A 19,608-nucleotide genomic window follows, 5' to 3' on the forward strand; every position below is an offset into this window, starting at 1 on the left:
GATTTCGCAGAGGAACAACCATGCCCCACGCATCTTTGCCCCGACTGTTCGAGCGACAAGCGGCGAGCACACCCGACGTCATCGCCGTCGTCCACGGAACGACCCGGCTGACGTACGGCCAGCTGAACGAGCGCGCCAACCGCCTCGCCCATCGGCTCATCGAGGCCGGGGTCGGCCCGGAGACGCTCGTCGCCCTGCGCGCCGAGCACTCGGCCGCCACCGTCGTCGCGATCCTGGCCGTCACCAAGGCCGGCGGCGTCTACGTCCCGCTGGACGTCCGCGCCCCGCAGTCCCGCATCGACGCGGTGGTGCAGGGCTATGGCGTCCAACACGTCCTCACCGAGGCCGATGCCCTGGTGCCCGGCGGACGGAGCGAGAACCCTGATATACCGGTCCACCCGGAGCAACTCGCCTACGTCAACTTCACCTCCGGCACCACCGGTCTGCCCAACGGGGTCGCGGTGACCCATCGCAGCGTCGCGGCGCTCGCGGCGGACACCGCGTTCTCCCACGGTGCGCACGCCTGCATGCTGCTGCATTCGGCGCCAGCCTTCGACGCGACTACCTACGAGCTCTGGGTTCCCCTGCTCTCCGGCGGCCGGGTGGTCATCCCGGAGGCCGCGGTGCTCGACGCTCCAGAGCTGCGACGGGCGCTCGCCGCGGGCGGCGTCTCGGCGCTGTGGCTGACCGCGGGCATGTTCAGCGCGGTCGTCGAGCAGGACCCCGCGGTGTTCGCCGGGGTGCGCGAGGTGTGGACCGGCGGCGACGTCGTGTCGCCCGCGGCCGTGCGATCAGTACTCGAACACTGCCCCGGCGTCACGGTGGTCAACGGCTACGGTCCTACCGAGACGACGACGTTCGCCTCCTCCTTCCGGATGCGCGACCGGTTTCACGGCGGCGGGACTGTGCCGATCGGCACCGGCCTGGACGACACGGATCTCTATGTGCTGGACGAGAAGCTGCATCCGGTCCCCGCCGGTGAGGTGGGGGAGTTGTACATCGCGGGCACCGGCCTGGCGCGGGGATACCTGAGCCGGGGCGGTCTGACGGCTTCGCGATTCGTCGCGGACCCGTTCGGGGCGCCGGGGACGCGGATGTACCGGACCGGCGACCTGGTGCGCGGGGACGGTCCGGGCCGGCTGCTCTTCGTCGGGCGGGCCGACGATCAGGTGAAGCTGCGCGGTTTCCGGATCGAGCCCGGCGAGGTGGAGGACGTGCTGGCCACGGCTCCGGGCGTCGGCGCCGCCGTGGTGGTCCTGCGCGAGGACCGCCCGGGGGATCGCCGGCTGGTGGGCTACGTGACCGGCGGCGCCGAACCGGCGGCGGTCCGCGCGTTCGCCGCCGGCCTGCTGCCGGACTACATGGTGCCCTCGGCTGTCGTGGTGCTGGACCGGCTGCCGTTGACCGCGAACGGCAAAGTGGATCGCAAAGCTCTGCCAGAGCCCGCACTCGACCACGACGCCTCCGGCTACCGGGCGCCCGGCGACGAGACGGAAGAGCGGTTGTGCGCGTTGTTCGCCGACGTGCTCGGGCTGCCCCGCGCCGGCGTGGATCAGAGCTTCTTCGACCTCGGCGGACACTCGCTGCTGGGCCTGCGCCTGGTGGCGCGGCTGCGGTCGCTGTTCGGCGTCGAGATCGGGATCGCGGACCTGTTCGAAGAGCCCACTGTCGCGGGTCTGGCGCGGGTGGCGCGCCGGGCGGATGCGGCGCACGCGGCGTTGGTGCCGACCGCGCGTCCGGACCGGGTGCCGCTGTCGTTCGCGCAGCGCCGGCTGTGGTTCGTGGACCGGCTCGAAGGCCCGGACTCCTCCTACAACCTGCCCTACGAGATCCACATGTCGGGCGTGCTCGACGTTCCGGCATTGGAACTCGCGCTGCACGATGTGATCGGCCGCCACGAGAGCCTGCGGACGGTCTTCGACGAGGTGGACGGCGAGCCGGTCCAGGTCGTCCTGGGCTGTCACGAGGCGCAGCCGCGGCTGTCGGTGGTCCCCACGACCACCGACGAGCTGCCGGACGCGCTGGCCCGTGCCGCGGCCCACCGGTTCGACCTGGCCGGCGAACCGCCGCTGCGGGCGTGGTTGTTCCAGCTGTCCGCCGAGGAGTCGGTGCTGCTGTTGGTGCTGCACCACATTGCCGGCGACGGCTGGTCGATGGGCCCGCTCGGCCGGGACATCGGCGCCGCCTACGCCGCTCGTACTCAAGGCGCGGCTCCGGACTGGCCGCCGTTGCCGGTCCAGTACATCGACTACACACTGTGGCAACGGGAACGGCTGGGCTCCGAACACGATCCGGACAGCATGATCGCGCAGCAGACGGAGTACTGGCGGAAGGCACTGGACGGCGTGCCCGTGGAGCTGACGCTCCCGACGGATCGGTCGCGCCCGGCGGTGGCCTCCCACCGCGGCGGCCGGGCCGCGTTCGAGGTGTCGGCACGGGTCCACGCGGACTTGTCGCAGCTGGCGTCGTCCTACCGAGCGACGCTGTTCATGGTGGTCCAGGCCGCACTGTCGGGGCTGCTGACCCGGCTTGGCGCCGGGACGGACGTGCCGATCGGTTCCGTCACCGCCGGGCGCGGCGACGCCGCGGTGGACGACCTGGTCGGGTTTTTCGTCAACACCCTGGTACTGCGCGCGGACACCGCCGGGGACCCGGCGTTCGGCGACCTCCTCACTCGTGTCCGCGACGTCGACCTCGCCGCTTTCGCGCACCAGGACATCCCGTTCGAGCAGATCGTGGAGGCCGTCAACCCGGCGCGCTCGTCGGCCCGGCACCCGTTGTTCCAGGTGATGCTCGCCTTCGAGCAGAACGATCCGCTGAGCGTGGTCCTGCCCGGCATCGAGGTCGAGGTGCGCGCGGCGGGGGTCGGGACGTCGAAGTTCGATCTCACCTTCTCCGTGCAGGAACTGCTCGACGGAGACGGACGTCCCGACGGCCTGGAAGGCTATGTCGAGTACGCCTCAGACCTCTTCGATCGGGAGACCGGACAAGCCCTCGCCTCGCGCTTCGCGCAGTTCCTGACCGCTGTCGCCACCGCCCCGCAGACGCGGCTCAGCGAGGTGGAGGTGTTGTCCGCCCAGGAACGGCGGGAACTGCTCAGCGCCGGAAACGGTGGCGCCCCCGAACCGGCCGCGACCACGACGCAGCTCTTCGAAGCCCAGGTCGCCAGGACTCCCGACGCGGTCGCGCTGATCGACGGCGCGTCCCGGCTGACCTACGCCGACCTGAACCGTGGGGCCAACCGGCTGGCGCACCACCTGATCGCCTCCGGCCTGGGCCCGGAACGCGTGGTGGCCGCGGTCCTGCCGCGTTCGGCGCAGATGGCCGTCGCGATCCTGGCCGTGTCCAAGACCGGCGCCGCCTATCTGCCGGTCGACCCGGACAGTCCCGCCGAGCGGATCGCCTTCATGCTCCAGGACTCCGGCTCGGCGGCGGTGCTGACGAACACGGCGGTCGCGGACCGGCTGCCGACGACCGCGGCGCCCACGCCCACGCTCGTGCTCGACGCGCCACAGACGCTGTCCGCACTGGACGCCGAGCCGGACACGAACCCGGGTGACGCCGACCGTCACAGGCCCCTGACACCTGCGAACGCGGCCTACGTCATCTACACCTCCGGATCGACCGGGAAGCCCAAGGGCGTCATGGTCGCGCACGCCGGCATCGCCAACCTCGTGCGCACCCACGCGGACCGGTTCGGGATCACCGGGGACAGCCGCGTCCTGCACTTCGCCTCGCCGAGCTTCGACGCGTCCGTGATGGAACTCCAGATGGCCCTGCCGCTCGGCGCCATGCTGGCCGTCGCGCCCGCGGGCCCGACCGACGGCGAAGCCCTCGGCACGTTCCTGATCGAGCATCAGATCAGCCACGCCCTCATCACCCCGGCGGCGCTCGCGGCGCTGCGCCCCGAGGACCACCCGCACCTGCGGACGCTGATCGTGGGCGGCGAAGCCTGCCCGGCCGAACTCGCCGCCCGCTGGTCGGCCGGCCGTCAGATGATCAACGCCTACGGCCCCACCGAGATCACCGTCTACGCCACGATCAGCGAACCGCTGTCCGGTGCGGGGACGCCGCCGATCGGCAAGCCCATCCCCGGCACCCGGTTGCACGTGCTCGACGACGGCCTGGCGCCGGTGCCCGCCGGCGTGGTCGGTGAGCTGTACGTCGCCGGCGCCGGTCTGGCCCGGGGATACGTCGGCCGCGGCGGTCTGACGGCCTCGCGCTTCGTGGCGGACCCGTTCGGGGCGCCCGGCACGCGGATGTACCGGACCGGCGACCTGGTGCGCTGGGGCCGCGACGGCCAGCTCGTGTTCGTGGGCCGGGCCGACGACCAGGTGAAGATCCGCGGCTTCCGGATCGAACCCGGCGAGGTCGAGGACGTGCTGGGCCGCGCCCCGGGCGTGGGCGCCGCGGTGGTCGTGGTCCGCGAGGACCGGCCCGGCGACCGGCGGCTGGCCGGGTACGTCACCGGCGCCGTCGAGGCCGCGGCCGTGCGCGAGTTCGCCGCCGGCAAGCTGCCCGACTACATGGTGCCCTCGGCGCTGATGGTGCTCGACCGGCTGCCGCTGACCGTCAGCGGCAAGGTCGATCGCAGGGCCCTGCCGGTCCCGGTCTACGGATCAGGGGTCGGATACCGCGCCCCGCGCACCGTGGCCGAAGAGGTGCTGTGCCCGGTGTTCGCCGAGGTCCTGGGCGTCGACCGGGTCGGCGTGGACCAGAGCTTCTTCGAGCTCGGCGGGCACTCGCTGCTGGCCATGCGGCTGATCGCCCGCGTCCGGTCGGTGCTGGGCGTCGAGGTCGGGATCGCCGACCTGTTCCAGGCGCCGACGGTCGCCGGTCTCGCGCGCTCGCTCGCCGGGGCGGAATCGGCGCGCGCTGCGCTGGTGCCCATGGCGCGCCCGGAGCGGGTGCCGCTGTCGTTCGCGCAGCGGCGGCTGTGGTTCATCAACCGGCTGGAGGGCGACGTCGCCACCTACAACGTCCCGCTGGTGCTGCACCTGTCCGGCGTCCTGGACGTGAGTGCCCTGGACGCGGCGTTGCGCGACCTCGTCCTGCGGCACGAATCGCTGCGGACGGTGTTCGCCGACATCGACGGCGACGCCTGGCAGACCGTCCGCGACGCGGCGTCGGTACCCGCTTCGCTGCTGACCGTCGTGGACTGCACGGCCGGCGGATTCGAGGACGAATACGCGCGTGCCGCCGGCCACGGGTTCGACCTGGGCGGCGAGGTCCCGGTGCGGGCATGGCTGTTCCGGCTCGGTCCCGAGGAACAGGTGCTGCTGTTGCTCATGCACCACATCGCCGGCGACGGGTGGTCGATGGGCCCGCTGGGCCGCGACCTGGGTGCCGCCTACGAGGCGCGGCTTCGTGACGCGGCGCCCGATTGGCCCGCGCTCCCGGTCCAGTACGTGGACTACACCCTGTGGCAGCGCGAGTGGCTGGGCGCCGAAAGCGATCCCGGCAGTGTGATCGGACGTCAGGCCGAGTACTGGCGCGGAGTGCTCGAAGGGGTGCCGGAGGAGCTGGCGCTGCCGACCGACCGGCCGCGGCCGGCGGTGGCCTCGCACCGGGGCGGACGCGTCGGGTTCGCCGTTCCGGCGCGCACGCACGCGGGCCTGCTGCGCGTGGCCTGGGAGTGCCGCGCCACGCTGTTCATGGTGGTGCAGGCCGGCCTGGCCGGGCTGCTGACCCGGCTGGGCGCCGGTACGGACGTGCCGATCGGCTCGGTCACCGCCGGACGCGGCGACGCCGCGCTCGACGACCTGGTCGGGTTCTTCGTCAACACCCTGGTACTGCGCGTGGACACCGCCGGGGATCCGGCGTTCCGCGACCTCGTCACGCGCGTCCGCGAGGTGGACGTCTCCGCGTTCGGCGCCGCCGACGTCCCCTTCGAACGGGTCGTGGACGTGGTCAACCCGGTGCGCACCACCTCCCGCCACCCGCTCTTCCAAGTGCTCCTCACCCTGGAAGGCGACCAGCTGCGGGTCGAACTGCCCGGCGTCGAGGTCCAGACCCGGGAATCCGGCGTCGGAACCTCGAAGTTCGACCTCACCTTCGCGCTGCGCGAGCGGCTGGACGGCCACGGGCAGCCCGCCGGGCTCGAAGGCTACGTCGAGTTCGCCACCGACCTGTTCGACCAGGACACCGCCGAGGGCATCGCCGAGCGCTTCGCCCGGTTCCTGGACGCCGTCGCGGCCGATCCGCAGCTCCCGCTCGGCGAGGTGCCGGTGCTTTCGGCGCCGGAGACGGCCTGGCTGCGCAAGCTCGGCGACGGGGGAGTGCCGCAGGGGGCGCTGTCGCTGCCGGAGCTGTTCGAGGCACAGGTGGCCAGGACTCCGGACGCGATCGCGATCGTCTGCGGATCCGACCGGCTGACCTACGCCGAGCTGAACCGCCGGGCCAACCGGCTGGCCCGGCATCTGCGCTCGCTCGGCGTCGGCCCGGAGCGGCTGGTCGGCGTCGCGCTGCCGCGCGGGGTGAATCTGCTCGTCGCGTTGTTCGCGGTACTCAAGGCCGGCGGCGCGTATCTGCCGATCGACCTCGCGTATCCGGCCGAGCGCATCGGCTTCATGGTCCACGACGCCGCCCCGGTCTGCGTCGTGACCACCGCGGGCGCGGCCGACAGCCTGCCGCTGGACACGCGCTGGGTCGTCGTGGACGACCCGACCACCGCCGGCGGCGTGGCCCGGGAGCCCGGCGGGAACCTGGCAGAGGTGGCCGTGGACCCCCGGAACCCGGCCTACGTCATCTACACGTCCGGATCGACCGGCACGCCCAAGGGCGTCATGGTGCAGCACGGCTCGCTGGCCGACTACCTCGCCTTCGCGAAGGAGGACTACGCCAGTACCCGGGGAACGGCGCTGCTGCACTCCTCGGTGTCCTTCGACCTCACCGTCACCGCGCTCTACGTACCGCTGATCAACGGCGGAGCCGTCGAGCTCGCGGCGCTGGAGGAACCCGCGCCGCAGCGGCGCAGCACGTTCCTCAAGGCGACGCCGAGCCACCTGCAGGTGCTGGCCGAACTGCCCGAGGAGTTCGCGCCGACCGAAGAGCTCCTGCTGGCCGGCGAGCCGCTGCGGGGCGGCGCGCTGGCCGAATGGCGCGACCGGCATCCCGGGGTCACCGTCTTCAACGTCTACGGCCCCACCGAGACGACGGTCAGCTGCACCGAATACCGCATCGATCCGGCGGCGCCGACTCCTTCGGGGGTCGTTCCGATCGGTACGCCGATGCCCGGCACCCGGGTGTCAGTGCTCGACGACGGCTTGCTCCCGGTCGCCCCGGGGGTCGTCGGAGAGCTGTACGTCGCCGGGACCGGCCTGGCCCGCGGCTACGTCGGACGCGGCGCCCTGACGGCGTCACGATTCGTGGCCGATCCGTCCGGCGCGCCGGGGTCGCGGATGTACCGGACCGGAGACCTGGTCCGCTGGGACCGCGACGGCCGGTTGGTCCTGGTCGGCCGGGTCGACGACCAGGTGAAGGTGCGCGGCTTCCGGATCGAGCTCGGCGAGGTGGAAGGCGTGCTGGGCCGCGCTCCCGGCGTCGGCGCGGCGGCGGTCGTGGTGCGCGAGGACCGGCCCGGGGACCGGCGCCTGGTGGGCTATGTGACCGGCGCGGCCGATCCGGCCGCGGTCCGGGAGTTCGCCTCGGGGAGGCTGCCGGACTACATGGTGCCCTCGGCGCTGGTGGTGCTGGACAAGCTGCCGCTGACCGGCAACGGCAAGGTGGATCGCAAAGCCCTGCCGGCTCCGGAGAACGACACCTCCGGCTACCGCGCGCCGCGAACGGAGAAGGAAGAACAGCTGTGTGCGCTGTTCGCCGAGATCCTGGGCGTGGAACAGGTCGGGGTCGACGAGGGCTTCTTCGCGCTCGGCGGGAACTCCCTGCTCGCGATGCGGCTGGTCGGCCGGGCCCGGTCCAAACTCGGGCTGAAGATCGACCTGCGGGAGTTCTTCCGCAGCTCCCGGGTCAGCGACCTGGCCAAGATCGCGGTCGGCGGCCAGTGATCAGCGTCCTGTCACGCTCCCGGGGGAGGCGCGGCCGTCCGATAGGCGGCCGCGGCCTCCTCGCACACCGACCTGACGGAGCGGCCGAGTATCGCAGCGATCTGCTCCGCCTCGGCGAGCTCGGGCTGCGCGGTGATCACCCGTCCGGCGAGCTCGGCGACCTTCACGGTGATCTCGTGCCGCGCGCCGGCCTCGCCGACGGCGACGCGCACCGAGCGGCGGGGGAGCGTCACCCGCTGCCAGGGCGACCAGCGGACCCCGAGCGTGCAGGTGTGCAGCAGGATCGCCTCGACGACGGCGCGGCGGGTCTGCTCGCCGCACACCGCCGTCACCGTCTGCCCGGGCCGGCCGTCGCGGCCGATCGTCGGCGTGGTCCAGCAGTCCCAGGCGCCGGCCCGGCGGACCGCCCGCAGCACCGAGGGCCACAGCCGGGGATCGAGGTCGTCCACGGTGCTCTCGACGAGGACGATCTCCTCGGTGCCCAGGGCCGCGCCGCCGGTGCGCCGGCCCAGGAGCACCCGGGTGATGTTGGGGCCGTCGCTGAAGTCGCGGGTGCCGCCGCCGCAACCGACCGCCGTCACAGTCATCTCCGGCATCGGCGCCGGGACGGCCAATGCCGCGACCAGCGCGGCACCGGTCGGCGTCGTCCGCTCGCCGGCCAGATCGGAGCGGGTCAGCCCGATGCCGGCGGACCGGGCCACCTCAAGGGCCGCCGGTGCCGGCACGGGAAGCCGGCCGTGTCTGTTGCGCACCGTTCCGCTGCCGGCGGCGAAAGCCGAGCAGTGCACGACGACGCCCTCCTCCAGCAGCCCCAGATCACCCAGGGCGGCAGCACACCCCACGACATCGGCCAGCGCGTCGAACGCCCCGACTTCGTGGAAGTGGATCTCGTCGGGGGTCACGCCGTGGACGGTCGCCTCCGCCTCGGCGAGCAGAGTGAAAACGCGTTCCGCGTACCGCATCGCGCGCGGGGGCAGAACCGTGCCGCGCACCACGGCCAGGACGTCGCTGAGGGTTCGTTCGACGTCGGGCTCCGCGGGGACCGTCACTTCGGCGCGCTTACAGGCGAATCCGGCGCGGCGCGCGTCGTCGAAGTGCACTGCGATGCCTTCGATGCCCATCGACTCGATCGCCGCCGTGACCGCCTCCGGCCGGGCCCCGGCGCCGACGAGCGCGCCGAGCAGCATGTCGCCGGCGACTCCGAGCGTGCAGTCCAGGTGCGCGGCCGGCAACTGTGCGGCCGGCAGCTGTGCGGCCGGCAGCTGCGCGTCGGTGCTCACCGACCGTCCGCCGTCCGCATGGAGTATGCCGTCTTCACGATCTTCGCCGCGTGCGCCGCGGCGCCGAACCCGTTGTCCACGTTCACGGTGACCAATCCGGGGCTGCACGAGGCGAGCATCGCCGCCGCGGCCACCAGACCCCCGGCGCTGACGCCGTACCCGACGCTCGTGGGGACCCCGATCACCGGCGGCGCCACCAGACCGGCGACCACGCCGGCCAAGGCGCCTTCCATCCCGGCGACGACGATCACACACGAGCTCGCCCGAAGCGTGTCCAGCTGCGCGAACAGCCTCGCTATCCCGGCCACGCCCACGTCGGTCACCGACACCGCGCCGACGCCGAGCACGGCGAGCGTCGCCAGGCACTCCCGCGCCACCGGCAGATCCGACGTCCCGGCACACACGACCGCGACCCGGCCGATCGGCTCCGGCAGCGGACCGACGGTGAGGGTCCTGGCGACCTCGTCCACGAGGACCTCGTCGGACTCGAAATACCGCACGGCCTGCTCCAGCACCGGCTGCGGACACCTGGTCGCCAGTGCCGGGGACGAGGGGTTCGCCCTGCGCAGACCTTCCAACGCGGCGAAAGTCTGCTCCACCGTCTTGGACTCCGCGAAGACGACTTCCGGGACACCGGTCCGCGCCATGCGATCGACGTCCAGCTTCGCGAAGTCCCCGAGCTCGACGATCCGCTCCGCGGGCCGGGGCCGGCCCCCGTCATCTCCAGTCACGATCGAACACTACCTCGCGCCGGATGCCCGGCATCAGCGCCTTACCGGTACCTAAGAGGAGTCCCCCCGATGCTGCGCGCGCTCTCTCACCGCAACGTCACGCTGTACTTCATCGGCCAGACGCTCTCCACTCTGGGCGACCGGTCGCTGTGGCTGGCGATGGGCATCTGGGTCAAGATGCTCACCGGCAGCAGCGCCGCCGCGGGCATGACCGTCTTCTGCTACACGGTCGGGACCCTGCTCGGTCCGGTCGGAGGCATGGTCGCCGACCGGTACCGCCGGCGTCCGCTGCTGGTCCTGGCCAACGCGGCGACCGGCGGCGTGATCCTGGTGCTGCTCCTGGTGTCCGGACGCGACCAGGTGTGGCTCATCTACCTCGTGATGTTCCTCTACGGCGCCTTCGGGACCGTGATCAGCGCCGGCGGCAACGCGCTGGTCGCCACCGTCGTCGAGGACGACCTGCTGGCCGAGGCCAACAGCCTGGTGCAGTCCGGATCGCAGGGCGTCTGGCTGGTGGCGCCGCTGCTCGGCGCCGGACTGCTCGCCGCGGTCGGCGCCTCCGGGGTGATCTGGCTCGACGCGGCCACCTTCGGTGCCGCGATCCTGGCCCTGCTGCTGTTGCGGGTCACCGAGACCCGGCCCGAACCGGCCGAGACCCACTTCCTCGACGAGGCGACCGCCGGTATCAGACACCTGCTGCGCACGGTGGACCTCCGGCAGCTCGTCGTCGCCGCGCTGTTCACGGTCGTCGCGTTCGGGTTCGTCGAGTCGGTGGTGTTCGCCGTGGTCGGCAACGGCCTGCATCGCAAGCCGGAGTTCCTCGGCTACCTCATGGCGGCCATGGGCGTCGGGGCGCTCGCCGCCTCGACCGTCGCGGCGCGCCTGGCGAAGCGCTACGGCGAAGGCGGGCTCGTCGGGCTGGGCATGGCGGCGTTCGCCGTCGGCGCGCTGCTCCTGACGACGCCGTCGCTGCCGGTCACGGTCGCGGGGATGGTGCTGTTCGGAGTCTCGCTGCCGTGGATCAACATCGGCATCGTCACCGTCCTGCAGCGCCGTACCCCGCCGGAGCTGCGCGGCCGGGTCCTGGCCGGGTTCGACTTCCTGTTCAGTCCCTTGCAGGGCGCGGCGATCGCGCTCGGCGCCGCGCTGATCGCGACGGTCGACTACCGCGTGATGCTGACGGTGATGGCCGCTCTGGTGGCCGTCGCCTCCGGCTACCTGTTCACCCGGCCCGAGCAGCGGATCCGGCCGGAAACCGCTGAAGCCTTGGAAGCCGTGGAAGCCTCATGAACGCGGAGGAAGAGCTGATGGAACTGGTAGGACCGACCGAGCCCATGGACGCGTTGGATGCGATGGACGCGATGGACGCGATGGATCTGACAAGGCTGCTGGACCTGACAGAGCTGACAGAGCTGGTGGAGCAGGCGCAGATCCGCGTCGCCGCCGACCGGCTGGAAACCGTGCTCCGCGATCTCGGCAGCCTGGTCGTGGCCTTCTCCGGCGGCGTCGACTCGACCGTCGTCCTGGCCGCCGCGGCCCGCGTCCTGGGCTCGCGCGTGCTCGCGGTGATCGCGGACTCCCCGAGCCTGGCTCGGCGCGAGCTGGCCGAGGCCCGGGAACTCGCCGCGGCGCTCGGCGTCCGTCTGGTCGAAGTCGCGACCGACGAACTCGCCGCTGAGGGCTACCGCCGAAACCTCGGCGACCGTTGCTACTTCTGCAAGTCGACCGTTCTGGCGGCGGCTCGGCGGGTCGCCGACGAAGCGGGCATCGCGCACGTGGCCACCGGCACCCAGGCGGACGACCGGCGCGCGCTGGACCGGCCGGGGCTGCGGGCCGCCGAGGAACTGGCGGTGGTCGAGCCGCTGGCGGCGGCGGGCATCGACAAGGCGATGGTGCGAAAGCTCGCCGCGTCGTGGGCGCTGCCGGTCGCGGACAAACCCGCCGCACCGTGCCTGGCCTCGCGCATCCAGGTCGGCGTCCCGGTTTCGCTCGCGCTGTTGGGAAGCGTGGAGCGTGCCGAGGAACACGTGCGCGGCTACTTCGCACGGAACGGGATCTCCGTCGGCGACCTGCGTGTCAGGATCCTGCTGAAGTCGTTCCGCGTCGAGGTCGACGCCGCGGCCATGGCGGTCCTCCAGGACGACGCGGAGCTGAAGCGCGGCGTGCTCAGCGGGCTGGTGGCGCTCGGCTTGACGGGGCCGGGAGAGCTCGCGCCGTATCGGTCCGGCTCGGTGGGGAGCCCGTCTATATCTGCACCCTGATGCCGAGGCATCTCGCTGAACGACGTCGAATGAACGGTTGTGAATGATGAATGACTTTCCGCTGGAACCGGACCGCGCCGCCATGGCCGAGATGGGCGACCTGGTTCTCGGTCGCGTCATAGACCACGTCGAGAGCCTGCCGGACCGGCCGGCCGGCAATCTGGTCGACCCGCGCCTAACCGCTGATCTCGTCGAGTCCTTCCTCTCCCCGCCGCCAGAGGCGGCCGGGGATCTCAAGGCACTGCTCGACCGGCTGGACCGCGCGGTGGACTGCGCCCTAGAGACATCGGCGCCCGGATACCTCGCCTACATTCCCGGCAGCGGGCTCTACAGCTCCGCACTCGCCGAGTTCTACGCCCGCGGCATCAACAAGTACCCCAGCCTCGCCTTCGCCGCCCCGGCGTTGGTCGCGCTGGAGGAGGGCGTACTGCGCTGGATCGCGCGGGATGTCTGCGGGCTCCCCGACGGCAGCACCGGCCTGCTCACCACCGGCGGCTCCATGGCCACGTTCTCCGCGGTGGTCGCCGCCCGCCACGACCGCCTCGGCGAGGACCTCGCCGACGGCACGGTCTACGTCACGGCGTACGCGCACCACTCCGTGGCGAAGGCGGCCCGGCTCGCCGGAATCGGCGCGCACCGCATACGGACCGTGCCCTGCATCGATGACCTGCGCATGGACGTCACGGCGGCAGCGACGATGATCGGTGCCGACCGGGCCGCCGGACTCCGTCCCTTCCTGCTGGTCGGATCGGCCGGCACCACCGACACTGGCACCGTCGACCCGCTGCCCGCGATGGCCGATCTGGCGGCGCGCGAGGACCTCTGGTTCCACATCGACGCGGCCTACGGCGGCTTCTTCCGCCTCACCGAACGCGGACGTCGGCGACTGGCCGGTACAGAGCGCGCCGACTCCATCACGCTCGACCCGCACAAGACCCTGTTCCTGCCCTTCGGCACGGGCACCCTCGTCGTCCGCGACCCCGCCAAGCTCTACGCCGCACACGAGGGCACCGGCAACTACTTCCAGGAAGTCGTCTCGGCCGGCGGGCTGCCCAACTACGCCCACATGGGTCCGGAGCTCAGTCACGAGGTGCGCGGCCTCCGCGCCTGGATACCCCTCCATCTGCACGGGGTGTCCGCCTTCCGGGAAGCCCTCGACGAGAAACTCGACCTCGCCGAGCGGGTCCACGACGCGCTCGCCAGCATCCCGGCCCTCGAAGTCCCCTGGCGTCCCGACCTGAGCACGGTCGCCTTCCGGGTTCGGCCCAGCGACGACAGCGCAGCCGCGCTGGAAGCAGCGGACCAGGCCACCCGCGAACTACTCGCGCGGATCAACGACGACCCGCGGACGCTGCTGTCCAGCACCGTCACTCACGGTCGGCAGACCATCCGCGTCTGCGTCCTCGGCCACCACACCCACGCCGACCGGATCGACGAGCTTGTCGACCTCATCGCGGCCCGGGCCGAGCAGGTGTAGGCAGCTGTACTGGCGAAACACCGTCAGCGCCGCAGCGCCTCAACCGGCTCGATGCGGGCCGCGCGCAGGGCCGGGTAGGTGCCGGCGAGGAGTCCGACGACGGCGCCGATCAGGGGTGCGGGCAGGACGGTGGCGGGGTTGAGGACGGCGGTCCAGTGACGGGCCACGGCGACCGTGACGACGGTGGCGACGCCCAGAGCGGTGCCGATCAGGCCGCCGAGGGCGCCGACCGCGGTGGACTCGGTGAGGAACTGGCCGGCGATGTGGCGGGGGCGGGCGCCGAGTGAGCGGCGCAGGCCGATCTCGCTGGTGCGCTCCAGGACCGAGACCAGGGTGGTGTTCGCGATGCCGACGGCTCCGATGATCAGTGTGATGCCGGCCAGGAGCAGGAACAGTGCGTTGATGGAGCCGGTGACGTGGTCTTTGAGCGAATGCGGGTCGGCCGGGGCAATGACCTTGAAGCGCTCGGGGTGTTCCGGGGACAGTGCGAGCGCGGTCTGAGCGGCTGTCTGTCGGGCCGCGCCGAGTTTGGTCTGGATCAGCATGTGGGCCGGGGCGCTTGAGGTCGGCGCTCCGAACTGCGCGGTCGCTGTCGTGGTGGGGATGATCACCCCGAGCAGCAGTTCGGGGTGCCGTCGCAGGTCGCTGATGATCCCGACGACCAGGTAGGGGACCCCGTTGATGAACACCGCCGGCTGGGCGTCGAGGCGGGTGACGCCCAGCCGCCGCGCGGCGGAGTCCGACAGGACGGCCACGTGCTCGGCGCGCTTCGACGTGAAGTCGTCGTACACCCTGCCCTGCGCGACCGTGGAGCCCATCGCGGCCAGGGCTTCGGGGTCGGCGGCGTAGATGTCGATCTGCGGGCCCTGATAACGGGTCTCGTCGGAGACCGAGGTCGGGGGGTGGGCCGCGACGGTCGGCGGCGTGGGGTCGTGCGTGTCTTGGACCTTCCACCAGAGGCCGGCGTGGACGGTGCCGTTCAGGCGCTCGATCCGGGCGTCGGCGTCGGGCGGGAAGTCGTAGCCGGCGGAGCCGTCCGCGGTGAGCGCGGCCGGGTCGGGGGAGTCGTCGACGTCGACCTGGGTGGCGGACAGCACCGAGAAGTCCGAGGAGATCTGGCCGGCCGCGGTCGTCGTCAGTCCGAGGATCGCGACGAACGCGCCGACGCCGAGCACGGTGCCGAGCATGGTCAGCAACGTGCGTGCCGGTCGCTGGACCAGTCCGGCGACGGCTTCGGAGCCGAGTTCGCGGACGCGCGGCCGACTGCGTTCGATCAGGCCCTGGCTGCCCTCACCGTCTTTTCTACCGGGCACGCGGTGCCGCCAAGTGATCGTGCGTCGGTGCCGGGGCTGACACAGTGCTCTTCGACGCTGCCGGGTGCTGCTCGGTCAGCCTTCCGTCATGGATCGCCACGGTCCGGTGCGCGCGTTCGGCGACGGTCGGATCGTGGGTGATCACCAGCAGCGTGAGCCCGTCCGCGACGAGTTCCGCCAGGAGGTCGAGCACCTTTGTGGCCGTCTGCGAGTCCAGGTTTCCGGTCGGTTCGTCGGCCAGCAGCAGCGCGGGCCGATTGACCAGCGCCCTGGCTATCGCGACGCGCTGTCGTTCCCCGCCGGACAGCGTCGAGGGTAGTGCGCTCATCCGGTGGCCGAGCCCCACCTTGGTGAGCGCCTTGACTGCGTCCGCACGTCGTTCGACCTTGCGCCGCCGGTCGGTGTAGAGCTGCGCGAGCATGACGTTCTCCACCGTGCTGCGGTGCGGCATGAGATGGAAGGCCTGGAAGACGAACCCGATCCGGCGCCCGCGCAGCGCGGTGCGGTCGCGCTCGTTGAGCGTGGCGGTGTCTGTTCCGTCCAGGAACAGGCGGCCCCCGGTCGGCCGATCGAGAAGACCCAGCAGGTTCAGAAGCGTTGATTTGCCGGATCCAGAAGGCCCGATGATGGCGACGTGCTCGCCCGCGTGCACCGTCAGGTCGGTCGGCGCCAGCGCGGCCACTGCGGGCGGTCCCGGATAGGTCCGCGCTACACTGCGCAGTTCGAGGACCGGTCGTTCCGATTGCGGTGATCGCGGTATCGCCGGATGCGTGGTGTGCGGGTCAGGGCTCACTGCGGGGCCTGACCGATGGCGACCGCCTCGCCCTCGCGGAGCGCGCCGGCGTCAGCGGGCGTGACCTCGACATCTCCGTCGGCACTGGCCCCGGCGGTCACCGGGATCCGCCGCTGGGTCCCGTCCGCTGCGACGACCGTGACGGTGGCGTGTCCGTCAGCGCCGGTCGACACCGCGGACAGCGGCACCGTCAACACGGCACTGGTCGTGGCCGCGTTGATGATCGTGACCCGGACATCCTGGCCGGCCCAAGCGGGGTTCAACGGCGAATCCGGCGTCACCGTCATGGGATATCCCGGCAACTGCGTCGGCTGTTGACCGCCGGTGGCGTTTGACCCGGATGCCTGTCCGTTGCTCGGCCCCGCAGCCGCGCCTCCGGTCCCCGAGTTTTGTCCGTTCCCGTTCTGTCCGTTGCTCGCGCTTCCATCGCTGTACGGTCCGATCGAGGTGACGTTCGCGGTAGCGGTCTGGCCGAGCGCCTCGGCGGTCAGCTGAACCTTCACCCCCGGCTTGACGAGACTGTTCTGACCCGGTTGAAGCAGCGAGGCGACGACGAGCCGACCGGATTCGAGCGTCAGCAACGGAGCGGTGACCGTGCTGCCCAACGTGGCGTTGAGCTTGGCCAACCGCACCGGGAAGGAAGGGACGAAGATGACCTCGGAGGCCGGCAGCATCGGTCCGGTCGTAGCGGTCAGATCGCTCTGCTTTTTCTCGGCCTTGCCGAGATCTTGAAGGGCGTTGTCATAGGTGGTCTGCGCGGTCTGCTGCGCTTCTTGGGCGGCCTGAAGCGGAGATTGGCCCAGTCCGGCACTCGGTCCAGCGCCCGGCCCAGAGCCGCTGGTCGGCGAGGTAGTGGGTGGTGAGAGTCCTTTTTTCGCAGATGCCAGCGCCTGGTTCGCCTTCTGCAGCAGGCCGTAGTCCGTGTCCACCGTGCGCTGCTGCGCGGTGACCGCGTCGGCGGCAGCCTGGAGCGCGGAGCTGTCGCCGGTGTCGTTGGCACCGCCGGTGGTCGGAACGCTGTAACCGAGGGCGGTATAGAGATCTGTCAGCGCGCTCTTGGTGCCATCGCCGAAGTGCCCGAGGGTGTCCGGCGCGGAATCGTGACCGAGCTGTTTCAACGCGGCCTGGAGCTGCGCGACGTCGGGTCCGTCCATGCCCGGCTTCAGATCCCGGTACGCGGGCACCGCTCCGGACAAGGCGATGATGGGCCGTCCAGACACCTCGATCAGGACCTGTCCGGCGCGGATCTGGTCGCCGGCTTTGGCATACAACTTCGACGCCACCAGCGAGACGGCGCCGCCTGCGGAACTACCACCGCCACCGCTCGCCACCGGACTGACAGTGATATCCCCGCCTGCCCCGACCGTGCCCCGAGTGGTGACAGTGTCGGTCAGCACCTTCTTCACCACAGGGGCGGTCAGCACCGCGGGTTTCGGCGGCTTGGTCTCAGCGGCCTGTTGAGCCGGCGACTCGATCATCGTCGACGCGACCAACCCGCCGCCCGCGGCCAGTGCGGCGACGCAGGCCGCTGCCAGGAACACCCGTTGTCGCCGAACCGTTTTGGACAAACCGGCGATGACGATGTCGGGATCGGCGCTCCCGGTGCCGGTGTCGCTGCCGGTTCCAGTCTCCGCCACAGGACTCTCGTCAGCAGCGGAGCGCGGCCCGGTCTCGGTGGAATGCAAGCGTGACAGCCTCGATCCGGTATCTGGGCCTTGTCCAAGCCCGGTCACCGACCGTACGTCAGTGGTCGGACTCGCGTCAGACTGCCGCCGGGTCGCGGCGGCTGTCAAGGGAATCAGGGCCCGAACAATATGTTATGAACTCGTGACCTTGAACCCTCCGTGACCGTGTTGAAGGCTCTGATATCAGGACGCTGAGGGGCTATTCGGGCAACACCGCTGTCCGGTATGGCAGCATTCCCTCCGGCGCCGGTTACGTAAGGTAGTTGCTTATTTATTTGAGCCGATGGAACCTGATTGACCCGGCCGCTCGGCAGTCGCGATGCTGACGACCGGTCACATCGGCGTCGCTGAGCGCATCGACGTTCCGTGGCACTGACGGCCCCGCTCTGGCAAGCGAGGCCGCCAGCGAGCTCCATTCGCACCACCGCACGGCAACGACCCATCGGTAGTACGGCATGAAGGAGCGGGACAACTATGGCATGGACGAAAGTCAAACGGCTGGCCGTCGCGACGTTCGCGAGCCTCGCCTTCGCGGCGGGAGGCCTGGCCACCGCCGCGCCCGCCTCGGCGGATGGGCCCGGAACCTGTTATGCGGGAGACGGGTGCCTGTGGTTCCAGGCCGGATACAACGGCGCGTCCTATGACCTCGGCAACGACTGGTCGGACCTCGCCGGTCTGCACTTCGGCTGCTCGGGCGGCGGCAACTGCCCCGGCAACGGCGTTCCGGTGAAGAACAACGCGCTCTCGGCCGCCAATTACAACAACGGCAACACCCTGTGCATCTTCTACAACTCCGAATGGGTGGGGTCCTGGGACTGGATGGCGGTGTACGGACAGCCCGGCTGGTACAAGGTTCTCTCGTCCACCAGCGACAACGACGCTTCCAACCTGTTCGACGTCGCCACCGACAGCACCTGCCCCTAGCACGTCCCGGTAACCGGTCCGGCGGCCGGGCGGCCGGAATCGTCCTTCGGACAGCTGCAGCAATCGCGAATCGCAAAATGGAGTATCGACCATGACTCGGAAGACCGCCGCTACCGGTATCACCTGCACCATGGCGGTTACCGCGATCCTCGTTGCTGCCTGCTCGTCCGGAGCCGGCCACCCGGCCGGCGGCTCGACGGAGCCGCCGGTCTCCTCGACTCCCGCGATCACGGATCCTGCGGCGCTGGCGCTGCCGATCGACGCGTACAAGATCACCAACGATCAGTATCAGAAGATTGACGCGGCGACGATCGCCGTCGAGATCTCCTGCATGAAGCGATACGGCTTCGACTACGGATCGTATGTGGTCCCGTCCACCGGCCCCAACGGGCCGGATCAGAACGCCCGCCGTTACGGCGTCGTCGACCCGGCGGTGGCGTCTCAGTACGGCTATCACCCGCACAACCCGCCGCAGAGCACCACCAGGCCTCCGGTGCCGAAGATGAGCGACGTGATGTTCTCCGTGCTCGGCTCGGGTGCCGGGCCGCACGTCGGGCTTCCCACGCCGGCCACCTACAACGGCGTCGCCGTCCCCAAGGGCGGGTGTGTGGGCGAGGCTGAGAACAAGCTCGACACCGGAGGCACGGACATCGGCCTCGGCGGTGTGGTTCAGAAGATCGGTTCCGACGGGTTCAACCACTCGCTGAGCGACGACCGGGTCAAGGCGGCGTTCGCGGCGTGGTCGTCGTGTATGCAAGCGGTCGGATACACCTACGCGACGCCGAACGACGCGGCCAACGATCCGAACTGGCACACGGAGTCGGTGTCGACCTCGGAGATCGCTACCGCCACGGCCGACGTCAGGTGCAAGCAGAAGACCAACGTCATCGGCATCTGGTTCGCCGTGGAGTCCGCCTACGAGCAGCAGATGATCGAGCAACACGCTCCTGAGCTCGCCCAGGTGAAGAAGAACATCGACGACGCCCTCAAGCGAGCTGACGCCGCTGTCGGCGCGAGCTGACAGTTCCGGGCCGCCACCTGCCTCACCGCCATCCCGCTCGTCTCGGAAGGGGAGCGCCATGCTTCCATTGCCCAAATCCGCCTTGCGACGGCACGCCAGATCCGGGACGTGGCGGGG

Annotated in this window: 11 protein-coding genes; 6 read left to right on the forward strand and 5 right to left on the reverse strand. The window is 71.0% G+C overall.

All coding sequences use genetic code 11. The features are described 5' to 3' along the window. The first annotated feature begins 20 nt into the window (after positions 1 to 20). Positions 21 to 8,006, forward strand: coding sequence for an amino acid adenylation domain-containing protein (locus ABH935_RS07590; RefSeq protein WP_370377067.1), 7,986 nt, complete (start codon positions 21 to 23; stop codon positions 8,004 to 8,006). An 11-nt stretch (positions 8,007 to 8,017) separates the two neighbouring features. On the opposite strand, the gene larC is transcribed toward ABH935_RS07590, so the two are convergent. Next, positions 8,018 to 9,286: a nickel pincer cofactor biosynthesis protein LarC gene (larC, locus tag ABH935_RS07595; RefSeq protein ID WP_370377068.1), complete on the reverse strand. Its 1,269-nt coding sequence runs from the start codon at positions 9,284 to 9,286 to the stop codon at positions 8,018 to 8,020. Next, positions 9,283 to 10,017, reverse strand: a complete 735-nt coding sequence (gene larB / locus ABH935_RS07600) for a nickel pincer cofactor biosynthesis protein LarB (protein WP_370377069.1) — start codon at positions 10,015 to 10,017, stop codon at positions 9,283 to 9,285. The genes larC and larB overlap by 4 nt, the downstream gene beginning before the upstream one ends. Before the next feature lie 69 nt (positions 10,018 to 10,086). Here larB and ABH935_RS07605 point away from each other — a divergent pair, with 69 nt between their 5' ends. Genes ABH935_RS07605 through ABH935_RS07615 form a run of 3 tightly spaced genes read left to right on the forward strand, consistent with a single transcriptional unit; the run spans position 10,087 to position 13,755 of the window. Further along, positions 10,087 to 11,307 carry an MFS transporter gene (locus ABH935_RS07605; RefSeq protein WP_370377070.1) on the forward strand — a complete coding sequence of 407 codons (1,221 nt, stop codon included), beginning with the start codon at positions 10,087 to 10,089 and terminating at the stop codon, positions 11,305 to 11,307. Beyond that, positions 11,304 to 12,278 carry a 7-cyano-7-deazaguanine synthase gene (locus tag ABH935_RS07610; RefSeq protein ID WP_370377071.1) on the forward strand — a complete coding sequence of 325 codons (975 nt, stop codon included), beginning with the start codon at positions 11,304 to 11,306 and terminating at the stop codon, positions 12,276 to 12,278. Before ABH935_RS07605 ends, ABH935_RS07610 begins: the two co-directional genes overlap by 4 nt. Before the next feature lie 43 nt (positions 12,279 to 12,321). Further along, positions 12,322 to 13,755: an aspartate aminotransferase family protein gene (locus ABH935_RS07615; protein WP_370377072.1), complete on the forward strand. Its 1,434-nt coding sequence runs from the start codon at positions 12,322 to 12,324 to the stop codon at positions 13,753 to 13,755. A gap of 23 nt (positions 13,756 to 13,778) precedes the next feature. Here the strand turns inward: ABH935_RS07615 and ABH935_RS07620 are convergent, their stop codons facing one another. The 3 genes from ABH935_RS07620 to ABH935_RS07630 form a co-directional block, all read right to left on the reverse strand. Continuing rightward, positions 13,779 to 15,068 carry an ABC transporter permease gene (locus tag ABH935_RS07620; RefSeq protein ID WP_370377073.1) on the reverse strand — a complete coding sequence of 430 codons (1,290 nt, stop codon included), beginning with the start codon at positions 15,066 to 15,068 and terminating at the stop codon, positions 13,779 to 13,781. Then, on the reverse strand, positions 15,058 to 15,750 hold the full coding sequence (locus tag ABH935_RS07625) for an ABC transporter ATP-binding protein (RefSeq protein ID WP_370377074.1): 693 nt from the start codon (positions 15,748 to 15,750) through the stop codon (positions 15,058 to 15,060). The genes ABH935_RS07620 and ABH935_RS07625 overlap by 11 nt, the downstream gene beginning before the upstream one ends. A 107-nt stretch (positions 15,751 to 15,857) precedes the next feature. Continuing rightward, positions 15,858 to 17,498, reverse strand: coding sequence for a peptidoglycan-binding protein (locus ABH935_RS07630; protein ID WP_370377075.1), 1,641 nt, complete (start codon positions 17,496 to 17,498; stop codon positions 15,858 to 15,860). A 522-nt stretch (positions 17,499 to 18,020) separates the two neighbouring features. Here ABH935_RS07630 and ABH935_RS07635 point away from each other — a divergent pair. Together ABH935_RS07635 and ABH935_RS07640 are read left to right on the forward strand one after the other, a co-directional pair. Further along, on the forward strand, positions 18,021 to 18,470 hold the full coding sequence (locus ABH935_RS07635; protein WP_370377076.1) for a hypothetical protein: 450 nt from the start codon (positions 18,021 to 18,023) through the stop codon (positions 18,468 to 18,470). A 91-nt stretch (positions 18,471 to 18,561) separates the two neighbouring features. After that, positions 18,562 to 19,491 (forward strand): hypothetical protein, encoded by a 930-nt coding sequence (locus ABH935_RS07640; protein ID WP_370377077.1) that lies wholly within the window; start codon positions 18,562 to 18,564, stop codon positions 19,489 to 19,491. The last annotated feature ends 117 nt before the right edge of the window (positions 19,492 to 19,608 follow it).

The sequence above is a fragment of the Catenulispora sp. GAS73 genome, assembly GCF_041262085.1.
Taxonomy (GTDB): domain Bacteria; phylum Actinomycetota; class Actinomycetes; order Streptomycetales; family Catenulisporaceae; genus Catenulispora.